Below are 12,539 nucleotides of genomic sequence, written 5' to 3' on the forward strand. Positions count from 1 at the left end.
GTTTGATCACATTGCTCCGCGTGTCCGCCCCTGTTACGTGCTGCCCACTGCGTTTAGCGCATGCGCTGTGATAGGCTGTGAAGATCACTTTTTTCGCTCAGACAAGGAAGCACGATGGATATGCAATGGCTTGATTGCCACCACAGTGAACTGACCGCGCAGCAGCTGTATACCGTGCTGGCGCTGCGCAATCAGGTGTTTATCGTCGAACAGGCCTGTCCGTATCAGGATATAGATGGCCAGGATTTGACGGCTGATAACCGCCATCTGCTGGGCTTTCTTGATGGCAAACTGCTGGCCTATGCGCGTCTGCTGACGCCCGCGCTGGCTTCCTCGCCGGTGACCATTGGTCGGGTGATTGTGTCGGAAGAGGCGCGCGGCCTGAAACTGGGCTATCGGCTGATGGAGCAGGCGCTGAACAGCTGCGAACAGCACTGGCCGCAGCGGGCGGTGTATCTGTCAGCGCAGGCGCATCTGGAAGGCTTTTATGGTCGCCTGGGTTTCCGGGCGGTCACGGACGTTTATCTGGAAGATAATATTCCGCACGTCGGCATGCAGAAAAACTAACGGCGAGGTGTTGGCCTCGCCGTGCAGGTTAGCCCGGCGTCATCTGCCGGTCGTCGGTGTACTTGCGCTGATCGGGCGGTGGCGGGAAGTACTGATACAGCCAGGTTTCGCTCAGCGTCTCATCTTTGGTGCGCAGGAACAGGCGCATATCCACCGGTTTGGTTGAGTCGCTGTTCGGATACCAGTCAAACAGGATACGGTAACCTTTCAGCGGTTCGACGTAGAGAATCTCCACCTGTTTGAAGGTGCCGGACGATACGGTAATCACCGGTTCGATACCTTTCGGCGCGGCCGCCTGCAGGTCGCCGCCAATGAAATCGATAGCAAAGCGGCGGCACCACTGGTCCGGGAAGTGTTCGCCCGGTGCCCAGCCTTCCGGGAAGCCACCAATACCGGTGCGCGTGGCATCAACGCGGGCCAGACCGCTGCGTACTGGCGGCAGCTGGCTCCAGTAGAGTTTGTACTGGAAATTAAATTCGCTGCCAGCTTTGACCGGCTCGGCCGGCTGCCAGAAGCAGACGATGTTATCCAGCGTTTCCCCGGTCGTCGGGATCTCCATCAGGTTGATGGCGCCTTTACCCCATTTACCGATCGGCTCCACCCACAGGCTGGGTCGTTTGTCATACCAGCCAATCACGTCCTGGTAATCTTTGAAATCATGATTCAGCTGCAGCAGACCGAAGCCGCGCGGGTTTTCATCCTGATAGGCATTAAACTGCAGGCGCTGCGGGTTATTCAGCGGACGGGCAATCCACTCGCCGCTGCCGCTCCACATCGCCAGGCGATCGGAGTCATGAATCTGCGGATGATAGGTATTGCACATGCGGCGCTCATTGGTGCCGCAGCTGAACATGCTGGTCATTGGCGCAATACCGAGCTGTCGAATTTCGTTGCGCGCAAACAGGTGATTTTCCACCTCCATCACCACGCGTTTTTCTTCGCAGTGGATGGTGAACTTGTAGGCACCGGTGACGCTGGCCCCGTCCAGCAGCGCATACACCACAAAGGTGGTGTCTTCAGCTTTTGGCGTCTCGAACCAGAAGGCGGTGAAGTCCGGAAACTCTTCCTGGCCATTGCTGAAGGTGTTAACCGCGACGCCACGGGCTGACAGGCCATATTGGTAGGTTTCATCTACCGCGCGGAAGTAGCTGGCACCGAGGAAAGAAACGATGTCGCGTCGCGCCAGCTCCGGCTTTTTAAAAGCGCGGAAACCGGCAAAGCCGAGGTCGGTTTTACCCACCAGCTGCTGGGTATCGACGTTGGCGTTGTGATAATTAAACAGTTCCGGACGGAAGTGGATTTCCCGCGCCTCGCGGCTGGCGGCGTCCACGGAGAACATGCGAATGCGGCGCTTAAAGCCCATGCCAACGTGGAAGAACTGCACATCCAGCTCGCGGTCGGCGATGTTGTTCCACAGTGAGTGGTTAGCGTCGTACTGAATTTCGTTATACGCCTGCGGTGTCAGATTGGCCAGGGTCGCGGGCAGGGGGCCGGGCGCGCCGCCCCAGGGCTGTTTGGCCAGCGCCGCGGCTTTCTTTTTCAGCACATCGAAATCGAAGCGCACGGCGGTTCCGTCGGCGATGCCATCATCGGCCCAGGCGGACTGCGCAAACAGCGAGGAGAGCCCGGTCATGCCGCTAACGGCAGAGAGGGCCATGGACGCTTTCATAAATTTTCTACGATTCATGCCGGAAATCTTTTCCTTAGCTGCTCGGGTGTATTGAGGCTGTCGCAAGACATTTAGCGTCAGGCTACAGGGGGTTACGACAGTGGCGAAAATAAAAAATTCAGTCCGCTGAAAATTTATCAGATTAATCAAATAAACGAAGCACAATTCCGCGTGCAACGCCCCGGATGACATAACTTTGCGTTCAGCGCGGCAAAAAGCGCAGTCAGCGGATGACGGCGCGGCGCAAAAACGCAATTTATGACTATAGTTAATCGACACCGCATTTAAACATGGAGGATTGTGAACATGTCATCTACCGATCAATTTGAAACCCGTCTTGATGACGATCTGGCGCTGCTGACGGAAACGCTGGAAGAAGTGCTGCGCTCCTCGGGCGATCCGGCGGACCAGAAATATATCGAACTGAAGCAGAAAGCCGAGCAGGCGCTGGAAGACGTAAAGAATCGCGTGAGCCAGGCGTCCGACAGCTATTACTATCGTGCCAAACAGGCAGCGTATCGTGCCGACGATTACGTGCATGAAAAACCGTGGCAGGGCATTGGTATCGGTGCGGCTGCCGGTCTGTTTGTTGGCCTGCTGCTGGCGCGCCGTTAATCCCCGTGGGCGCGATGTTCGTCGCGCCCGATTCCTGCTTTCCCGCTGTTTCCTTTCCGCATCGCGATTAACCCGCTATTTCGCACCGGCGGCGATTGTGTTTCGCCTGCGCGCTCCCTACAGTGAAAGCCACAGGGATAAGGAGAAGAGATCGTGATACGTGTCGAAATGCTCTCAACGGGCGATGAAGTGTTACATGGGCAGATTGTCGATACCAACGCTGCGTGGCTGGCCGATGTGCTGTTTCAGCACGGCCTGCCGATGACCAGTCGCAGTACGGTCGGCGATGCGATGAGCTCGCTGGTTGAAGCGCTACAGAGTCGCAGTCAGATTGCCGACGTGCTGATTGTGAACGGCGGTCTCGGGCCGACCAGCGACGATCTCAGCGCGCAGGCAGCGGCCACCGCCAGCGGCAGCGAACTGGTGCTGCAACAGGCGTGGCTGGAGAAGATGGAAGCCTGGTTTGCCAGCCGCGGGCGGCTCATGGCACCCAGTAATCGCAAGCAGGCGGAGATTCCGGCCAATGCCGAGTTGATCGATAACCCGGTCGGCACCGCCTGTGGGTTTGCCCTGCAGCTTAATCGCTGCTGGATTTTCTTTACCCCCGGCGTGCCGTCAGAATTCAAAGTGATGGTTGAGCAGCAGATTATTCCGCGTCTTAAGGCGCGTTTTACGTTGCCAGAACCCCCGCTGTGCCTGCGTCTGACCACCTTTGGTCGCGGCGAGAGCGATATCGCCGCCGAGCTTGAACCGCTGCCGCTGCCGGAAGGCGTAGTGATGGGCTACCGTTCGTCGATGCCCATCATTGAGATCAAACTGACCGGCCCGGCCAGCCAGCGCGTGGCGATGGAGCAGGTGTGGCAGCAGGTTAAGTTACTGCTGGCCGAGTGCACCATTTTTGAAGGCTTTGAAGGATTGCCGGCCGTGCTGGCGCGGGAACTGCACGATCGCGGCTTCCGCCTTGCTCTGAGCGAACAATACACGGCCGGGTTGCTGCACTGGCAGCTGGCCGCCGCGCAGGTGCCGCTTAGCGCCGCCGAGCTGCTGCCGGCACGTGAGGAATCTTTGGAAGCGCAGGTTACGCGCACGCGTCAGTTAGCCGCTCAGCAGGGTACAGTGCTGGCCTTGTCGGTTGGCGATCTGCAGGAAGGGGAAGTGTCGATTGCGCTGCACACCCCGGAAGCCAGCTGGGGCCAGCGGGTGAAATTTACCCACGGGCGGCACAATCTGGAAACCCGGCAGAAAGTGGTGGCGATGATGGCGATGAATATGCTGCGCCGCTGGCTGCACGGCAGTGAAGTCAGTACCGGTCACGGCTGGATTGATGTCCTGGAGACGGTGAAGAGCTAACGCTTTCCAGGCTTGTGATAGCTGATGCCATGGGATCAGCATCGCTTTGTGTTGGGTGCCGCGTCGTGAGAGGCATAGCCGCTTGCCGCACCGGCATAAACCCTTCCCTGGGGCCTGCCGCCGCGCCATCCATGGCGCGGAGGCTGCTGCAAGCGGCTATGCCTCCCACGCCCTGCTGGATTCGGTGGTCGCTGTTGTCGGGTGCCTGTTACAGCAGTACCAGAATTGAAAGGGAAGAGGGGGAAGCTGGGCTTAGCCGGACGTCACGCGGCAGGGATGCCGCGTGTCGAGGCCCGCAGGGAGCGGGTTTTGCCGTTCCGGCGTGCTCAGTTCCCCCTCTGACCATGCGGGATCTTAACGCGATAAAAGGGAATTCAGCAGTACGGCCGGCAGGTTACAGCTCGATCTCAATCTCCCCTCTGGCCTTACAACAGCAGGGCAGAATCTCGCCCTGCTGAATAAACGCCAGTGGGGTTTCCGCATAATCCACTTCGCCTTTCAGCAGACGCATGCGGCAGGAGCCGCAGTAGCCTTCGCGACACTGAAACTCGACGCAAACATTGTGTGCTTCCAGCGTCGTCAGCAGATTAGGGTGTTCGTCTGCGCACTCCAGCCGGGAGCCGGAGCTGCGCAGGATTACCACGGAACGGCTCATGCTTACAGCTGGAAATCGTTGAAGTCGTCTTCGCCCACTTCGGAGTCGATCTGACCCACCAGATAGGAGCTCACTTCAACTTCCTGCGGCGCCACCTGCACGTTATCTGACACCAGCCACGAGTTAATCCATGGAATCGGGTTCGAACGCGTCTGGAACGGCAGATCAAGGCCCACCGCCTGCATGCGGATATTGGTGATGTACTCAATGTACTGGCACAGAATGTCCTTGTTCAGACCAATCATTGAGCCGCCGCTGAACAGATACTCAGCCCACTCTTTTTCCTGCTCGGCCGCTTTCTTAAACAGGTCGAAGCACTCGTCACGACACTCAGCGGCGATCTCTTTCATTTCAGGATCGTCTTCACCGGTACGCATCAGGTTCAGCATATGCTGGGTGCCGGTCAGGTGCAGCGCTTCGTCACGGGCAATCAGACGAATAATCTTGGCGTTGCCTTCCATCAGTTCGCGCTCGGCGAAGGCGAATGAGCAGGCAAAGCTGACGTAGAAGCGAATCGCTTCCAGCGCGTTAACGCTCATCAGGCAGATATACAGCTGCTTCTTCAGCGCACGCAGATTCACGGTCACGCTCTTGCCCGCCACCTGATGCGTGCCTTCACCCAGCAGATGCCAGTAGTTAGTCATCTCGATCAGATCATCGTAATACTTCGAGATATCCTGCGCGCGCGCCAGAATCTGCTCGTTAGTCACGATGTCATCAAACACCAGTGACGGATCGTTGACGATATTACGGATGATGTGAGTGTACGAGCGTGAGTGGATGGTCTCGGAGAACGCCCAGGTTTCCACCCAGGTTTCCAGCTCGGGAATCGAGATCAGCGGCAGCAGCGCCACGTTCGGGCTGCGGCCCTGAATGGAATCCAGCAGCGTCTGATACTTCAGGTTACTGATGAAGATGTGCTTCTCGTGCTCCGGCAGCGCCTGATAGTCGATGCGATCGCGCGAGACGTCAACCTCTTCCGGACGCCAGAAGAAAGAGAGCTGCTTCTCGATCAGCTTCTCAAAGATGTCGTATTTCTGCTGGTCGAAACGGGCAACGTTCACTGACTGGCCGAAGAACATCGGCTCTTTCAGCTGGTCATTTTTGTTCTGTGAGAAAGTAGTGTAAGCCATGACTAAGTCCAAAAGTGAAACGGGCCAGCCGCTGCTGGCCCAGACACGATAAGGCGCCCGCAGGCGCCTTTCGATCAAATTTTACAGGCGCCGCTTTCGCAGCCATCGTCCTGAATAGACGGCGCCAGATCGTCCTGCGCATCCTCGGCACCGTCACGGGTGTTTTGGTAGTACAGGGTCTTCACGCCAAATTTGTACGCGGTCAGCAGATCTTTCAGCAGCTGTTTCATCGGCACTTTGCCATTGGCGAAACGGCCTGGATCGTAGTTAGTGTTCGATGAAATCGCCTGATCGATAAACTTCTGCATCACGCCAACCAGCTGCAGATAGCCGTCGTTTGATGGCATCTCCCACAGCAGTTCGTACTGATCTTTCAGACGCTCATACTCCGGTACTACCTGGCGCAGAATCCCGTCTTTCGACGCTTTGATACTGATGTGACCGCGCGGCGGCTCGATACCGTTGGTGGCGTTCGAAATCTGCGAAGAGGTCTCAGACGGCATCAGTGCAGACAGCGTGGAGTTGCGCAGGCCGTGGGTTTTAATCGACTCACGCAGCGCTTCCCAGTCAAGGTGCAGCGGCTCGTTGCACACGCTGTCGAGATCCTTTTTATAGGTATCGATCGGCAGAATGCCCTGCGAATAAGTGGTCTCTTTAAACCACGGGCAGGCACCTTGCTCTTTCGCCAGCTCGTTGGAGGCTTTCAGCAGCCAGTACTGAATGGCTTCAAAGGTTTTGTGCGTCAGGTTGTTGGCGCTGCCGTCGGAGTAGCGCACACCGTGTTTCGCCAGGTAATAGGCATAGTTGATCACGCCAATACCCAGGGTACGACGACCCATCGCACCGCGTTTTGCCGCCGGAATCGGGTAGTCCTGGTAATCGAGCAGGGCATCCAGCGCGCGTACTGCCAGCGTCGCCAGCTCTTCCAGATCGTCCAGGCTTTCAATCGCACCGAGGTTAAAGGCGGACAGGGTGCACAGCGCGATCTCGCCGCTTTCGTCGTTGACGTCTTCCAGCGGTTTGGTCGGCAGCGCAATCTCCAGGCACAGGTTAGACTGACGCACTGGCGCAATGGCCGGATCGAACGGGCTGTGAGTGTTGCAGTGGTCAACGTTCTGCACGTAGATACGGCCGGTTGAAGCACGTTCCTGCATCATCAGTGAGAACAGGTCGACGGCTTTCACGCGCTGCTTGCGGATGCTGTCGTCCTTCTCATATTTGGTATACAGACGCTCAAACTCATCCTGATCGGCGAAGAACGCGTCATACAGGCCTGGCACGTCGGACGGGCTGAACAGGGTGATGTCTTCGCCTTTCAGCAGGCGGGTGTACATCAGCTTGTTGATCTGCACGCCGTAATCCATATGACGCACGCGGTTGCCTTCAACGCCGCGGTTGTTTTTCAGCACCAGCAGGCTTTCCACTTCCAGATGCCACATCGGGTAGAACAGCGTTGCCGCACCGCCGCGCACGCCGCCCTGCGAGCAGGATTTTACCGCCGTCTGGAAGTGCTTATAGAACGGGATACAGCCGGTGTGGAACGCTTCACCGCCGCGGATCGGGCTGCCGAGCGCACGAATGCGACCCGCGTTGATGCCGATGCCGGCACGCTGTGACACATATTTCACAATAGCGCTGGAGGTGGCGTTAATGGAGTCCAGGCTGTCGCCGCACTCGATCAGTACGCAGGAGCTGAACTGACGGGTCGGGGTGCGCACGCCGGACATGATAGGCGTAGGCAGCGAGATCTTGAACGTGGAGATCGCATCGTAGAAACGCTTGATGTAATCCATACGCGTATCGCGCGGATAGCCGGAGAACAGGCAGGCGGCGACCAGAATATACAGGAACTGGGCGCTCTCGTAGATTTCACCGCTGACGCGGTTCTGCACCAGATATTTGCCTTCCAGCTGCTTCACCGCCGCGTAGGAGAAGTTCATGTCGCGCCAGTGGTCGATGAAGCCGTCCATCTGCTCAAACTCTTCGGTGCTGTAGTCTTCCAGCAGATGGCGATCGTATTTGCCCATCTCGACCATTTTCACTACCTGGTCGTACAGCTTCGGTGGCTCAAACTGACCGTACGCTTTTTTACGCAGGTGGAAGATCGCCAGACGCGCGGCCAGGTACTGGTAATCAGGCGCGTCACGGGAGATCAAATCGGCAGCCGCTTTGATGATGGTCTCGTGAATGTCCGAGGTTTTGATGCCATCGTAAAACTGGATGTGCGAACGCAACTCAACCTGCGAGACGGAGACATTGTTCAGCCCTTCAGCTGCCCAGTCCAGCACCCGGTGAATCTTATCGAGGTCGATGCGCTCCTGGCGGCCATCGCGTTTCGTAACGAGCAGACTTTGGTTCATGTCGCGTGTTTACCTGTCCATGAAATACAAAATTATCCCCCGTCTATTCACAGGCGGCTCATTGTGAGTAAGCCTGTGGATAAACACTATATATAGGGGGTGCGGAAAGTTTGAACAACAATATGGTGAGTATTCTAGTCAGCAATCGGATCATCACAAGAGTTGATTTTCACAAAATTTTACGCCCTGGGGGGTGGGGAAAATCCTGGATCCCCACGCCACAAGGCCTGCACCTGGTGTCAACGGATAACAGGTTTTTTTTCAATTTTTGATCGAGCGCGTGTTTATTGCTCAACCGCTGCGATTCGGGAAATTTCCCAGGCGAAAAAAGCCCGCGCCGCTCCGTCAGCAGCGAACTTATCTGCGTTTGCTTATGAATTTTTTATGACCTTTTCACCTTACAAAAAGCGCATCGCAGCGTCTAAAAGGAAATTGATCTGGATAGGGCCAGCGCGTGATAAACCGGGGGCGGTCGGAAGTGAAAGGAGGGCTGGCAGTTTGTAAAGCGTTATGCCGTTCAGTTGGGTAAATTGCCGGTCGTAGATTTTATAGCGGCGCGATTTCTCGCGTAATACATCGCGCCGCTACAACAGCGCTGCCCACGGGCAGGCAGGCGAAACAGGTCGTTTACGCCTGACGGTGGGTATGCACCATATAATTGACGTCCACCCCACGGCCAAGGCGGAACTGGTTGGTCAGCGGATTGTAGTGCAGGCCAGTCATATTGCGTTCACGCAGGGCGGTCTCATCCACCCAGTTCAGCAGCTCGGCGGGACGAATGAATTTTTTCACGTCATGGGTACCTCGCGGCACCATGCGCAGCACGTATTCAGCACCAAACACCGCCAGCAGCCAGGCTTTAGGGTTACGGTTGATGGTGGAGAAAAACACCTCGCCGCCCGGTTTCACCAGCTGCGCGCAGGCCAGCACCACGGAACGCGGATCCGGCACGTGTTCCAGCATCTCCATACAGGTCACCACGTCGTACTGACCGGCATGGCTGGCCGCATGGGCTTCAACCGTCTGCTGCACGTAATTGACGCTCACGCCGCTCTCCAGCGCGTGCAGACGCGCGATCTCCAGCGGCTCGGCGCCCATATCCAGACCGGTGACCTCCGCCCCTTCACGCGCCATGCTCTCGGCGAGAATGCCGCCGCCGCAGCCGACATCCAGCACTTTCTTACCAAACAGCCCATGGCTGTGCTGGGCAATCCAGCCAAGACGCAGGGGATTAATGCGGTGCAACGGCTTAAATTCACCCTCTAAATCCCACCAGCGTGATGCAACCGCCTCAAACTTGGCAATTTCGGCGTGGTCGACGTTCTGGCGGCTTTCCTGCGATTGTTCATTCATTGAATCATGACTCCTGACAAAATATGCCACCAGTATAAACGCATAAACCCTGCGAGGCATCTCTCAGCGCAAAGGAAAAGCGCCACAAAACCCTGCTTTACGTTCACCGCACGCAAGCGATGTGATATACTTTCGCACCTTTAAAATCCGGGATTATGTAGAGGGATAGCGGCTCCATGAGCGACCTTGCGAGAGAAATTACACCGGTCAATATCGAAGAAGAGTTGAAAAACTCCTACCTCGATTACGCCATGTCGGTCATCGTTGGCCGAGCCTTACCCGATGTACGTGATGGCCTGAAGCCGGTGCATCGCCGTGTGCTTTTTGCCATGAGCGAACTGGGTAACGACTGGAACAAACCCTATAAAAAATCTGCCCGTGTGGTCGGTGACGTTATCGGTAAATATCACCCACACGGTGACTCCGCTGTGTACGAAAGTATCGTGCGCATGGCCCAGCCGTTCTCCCTGCGCTACATGCTGGTCGACGGTCAGGGTAACTTCGGTTCGGTCGACGGCGACTCCGCCGCAGCGATGCGTTATACCGAAGTGCGTATGGCGAAGATCTCCTCTGAACTGCTGGCTGACCTGGAAAAAGAGACGGTCGACTTTGTGCCGAACTATGACGGCACCGAGCAGATCCCAGAAGTCCTGCCGACCAAAATTCCTAACCTGCTGATCAACGGCTCCTCCGGTATTGCCGTCGGCATGGCGACCAACATTCCGCCTCACAACCTGACGGAAGTGATCAACGGCTGCCTGGCGTTCATCGAAGATGAAAACATCAGCGTCGAAGGGCTGATGGAGCACATTACCGGGCCGGATTTCCCGACCGCCGCCTTTATCAACGGTCGTCGTGGCATTGAAGAAGCCTACCGCACCGGGCGCGGTAAAATTTACATCCGCGCGCGCGGCGAGATCGAAACCGACGCCAAAACCGGTCGTGAAACCATCATCGTCAATGAAATCCCGTATCAGGTGAACAAAGCGCGCCTGATCGAGAAAATTGCTGAGCTGGTGAAAGAGAAGCGCGTTGAGGGCATCAGCGGCCTGCGTGACGAATCTGACAAAGACGGCATGCGTATCGTCATTGAAGTGAAACGCGATGCGGTCGGCGAAGTGGTGCTCAACAACCTCTACTCGCTGACGCAGCTGCAGGTCTCTTTCGGCATCAACATGGTTGCCCTGCACCAGGGCCAGCCGAAGATCATGACGCTGAAGGAGATCATTGAAGCCTTCGTTCGCCACCGCCGTGAAGTGGTGACGCGTCGTACCATCTTCGAACTGCGTAAAGCGCGCGATCGTGCGCACATCCTTGAAGGTCTGGCGATTGCGCTGGCCAACATCGATCCGATTATCGAGCTGATTCGTCGGGCTCCGACGCCAGCCGAAGCGAAAAGCGGCCTGCTGGCGCAGTCGTGGGATCTCGGCAACGTCGCCGCCATGCTGGAACGTGCCGGTGACGACGCCGCGCGTCCGGAGTGGCTGGAAGCGGAGTTTGGTATTCGCGACGGTCGCTACTACCTGACCGAGCAGCAGGCACAGGCCATTCTTGATCTGCGTCTGCAGAAACTGACCGGCCTTGAGCATGAAAAACTGCTCGACGAGTACAAAGAGCTGCTGGACCAGATCGCCGAACTGATTCACATCCTGCAGAGCGCCGAGCGCCTGATGGAAGTGATCCGTGAAGAGCTGGTGGCGATGCGCGATCAGTTTGGTGATGCGCGCCGTACGGAAATCACCGCTAACAGCGCTGACATCAACATCGAAGACCTGATCAACCAGGAAGATGTGGTGGTCACCCTGTCGCATCAGGGCTACGTCAAATACCAGCCGCTGTCAGACTATGAAGCCCAGCGTCGCGGCGGTAAGGGCAAATCGGCGGCGCGCATTAAAGAAGAAGACTTTATCGATCGTCTGCTGGTGGCCAACACCCACGACACCATCCTGTGCTTCTCCAGCCGTGGCCGCCTCTACTGGATGAAGGTCTATCAGCTGCCGGAAGCCAGCCGTGGCGCGCGCGGTCGTCCGATCGTCAACCTGCTGCCGCTTGAAGCCAACGAGCGTATCACCGCGATTCTGCCAGTGCGTGAATACACCGAAGGCTTCAACATCTTCATGGCGACCGCAGACGGTACCGTGAAGAAAACTGCGCTGCAGGAGTTCAGCCGTCCGCGCAGTGCCGGCATCATTGCCATCAACCTGCGTGAAGACGATGAGCTGATTGGCGTGGCGCTGACCAACGGTAACGACGAAGCGATGCTGTTCTCTGCCGCCGGTAAAGTGGTGCGCTTCGCGGAGAGCGCGGTGCGCGCCATGGGCCGTTCGGCTTCGGGCGTACGCGGCATCAGGCTGGCCGAAGGCGACAAAGTGGTGTCGCTGATTGTGCCACGTGAAGAGGGCGCGATTCTCACCGTAACGCAGAACGGCTACGGCAAGCGTACTGCTAACAGCGAGTATCCGACCAAATCGCGCGCCACGCAGGGCGTAATCTCGATTAAAGTCACCGAGCGTAACGGGCCAGTGGTGGGCGCGGTACAGGTGGTGGATAGCGATCAGATCATGATGATCACCGATGCCGGTACGCTGGTGCGTACCCGCGTGTCGGAAGTCAGCGTGGTTGGCCGTAATACGCAGGGTGTGATCCTGATTCGTACCGCGGAAGATGAAAACGTGGTCGGCCTGCAGCGCGTCGCTGAACCGGTGGAAGAGGAAGAACTCGACGCCATCGACGGCAGCGTGGCAGAAGGCGAAGACGATATCGCGCCGGAAGTCGACAGCGACGACGACGCACCGGAAACAGACGACGAAGAGTAACCGTTCGTTGTCTGTCACAAG

The 12,539-nt window shown here is 57.2% G+C and carries 9 protein-coding genes; 4 read left to right on the plus strand and 5 right to left on the minus strand.

Annotated features, from left to right (window positions below; translation table 11 throughout):
- Positions 1-114 precede the first annotated feature (114 nt).
- Positions 115-567 (plus strand): GNAT family N-acetyltransferase, encoded by a 453-nt coding sequence (locus tag F3J36_RS10710; protein WP_021509225.1) that lies wholly within the window; start codon positions 115-117, stop codon positions 565-567.
- Positions 568-595: 28 nt separating this feature from the next.
- On the opposite strand, the gene F3J36_RS10715 is transcribed toward F3J36_RS10710, so the two are convergent.
- Positions 596-2,254 carry a glucan biosynthesis protein D gene (locus F3J36_RS10715; protein WP_031280040.1) on the minus strand — a complete coding sequence of 553 codons (1,659 nt, stop codon included), beginning with the start codon at positions 2,252-2,254 and terminating at the stop codon, positions 596-598.
- A 288-nt stretch (positions 2,255-2,542) separates the two neighbouring features.
- On the opposite strand from F3J36_RS10715, the gene elaB reads away from it, so the two are divergent.
- Together elaB and F3J36_RS10725 are read left to right on the plus strand one after the other, a co-directional pair.
- Complete coding sequence (gene elaB, locus F3J36_RS10720; RefSeq protein WP_021509227.1) at positions 2,543-2,851, plus strand: stress response protein ElaB; 309 nt, start codon at positions 2,543-2,545, stop codon at positions 2,849-2,851.
- A 153-nt stretch (positions 2,852-3,004) separates the two neighbouring features.
- Positions 3,005-4,201: a nicotinamide mononucleotide deamidase-related protein YfaY gene (locus F3J36_RS10725; RefSeq protein WP_132465030.1), complete on the plus strand. Its 1,197-nt coding sequence runs from the start codon at positions 3,005-3,007 to the stop codon at positions 4,199-4,201.
- 394 nt (positions 4,202-4,595) lie between these two features.
- Here the strand turns inward: F3J36_RS10725 and yfaE are convergent, their stop codons facing one another.
- From yfaE to ubiG, 4 genes are all read right to left on the minus strand, one after another.
- Entirely contained in the window at positions 4,596-4,856 is a 261-nt protein-coding gene (gene yfaE, locus F3J36_RS10730) for a class I ribonucleotide reductase maintenance protein YfaE (protein WP_021509229.1), read from the minus strand.
- A gap of 2 nt (positions 4,857-4,858) precedes the next feature.
- A complete protein-coding gene (gene nrdB / locus F3J36_RS10735) occupies positions 4,859-5,989 on the minus strand; it encodes a class Ia ribonucleoside-diphosphate reductase subunit beta (protein ID WP_021509230.1) in 1,131 nt (376 codons plus the stop codon).
- 74 nt (positions 5,990-6,063) lie between these two features.
- Entirely contained in the window at positions 6,064-8,349 is a 2,286-nt protein-coding gene (gene nrdA / locus F3J36_RS10740) for a class 1a ribonucleoside-diphosphate reductase subunit alpha (protein ID WP_021509231.1), read from the minus strand.
- Positions 8,350-8,976: 627 nt separating this feature from the next.
- Positions 8,977-9,702, minus strand: coding sequence for a bifunctional 2-polyprenyl-6-hydroxyphenol methylase/3-demethylubiquinol 3-O-methyltransferase UbiG (ubiG, locus tag F3J36_RS10745; RefSeq protein ID WP_166719659.1), 726 nt, complete (start codon positions 9,700-9,702; stop codon positions 8,977-8,979).
- A gap of 176 nt (positions 9,703-9,878) precedes the next feature.
- Here ubiG and gyrA point away from each other — a divergent pair, with 176 nt between their 5' ends.
- Positions 9,879-12,518 carry a DNA topoisomerase (ATP-hydrolyzing) subunit A gene (gene gyrA, locus F3J36_RS10750; RefSeq protein WP_021509233.1) on the plus strand — a complete coding sequence of 880 codons (2,640 nt, stop codon included), beginning with the start codon at positions 9,879-9,881 and terminating at the stop codon, positions 12,516-12,518.
- Positions 12,519-12,539: the final 21 nt, after the last annotated feature.

The sequence above is a fragment of the Pantoea sp. Cy-640 genome, assembly GCF_011752635.1.
In the GTDB taxonomy this organism is placed as follows: Bacteria; Pseudomonadota; Gammaproteobacteria; order Enterobacterales; family Enterobacteriaceae; genus Pantoea; species Pantoea dispersa.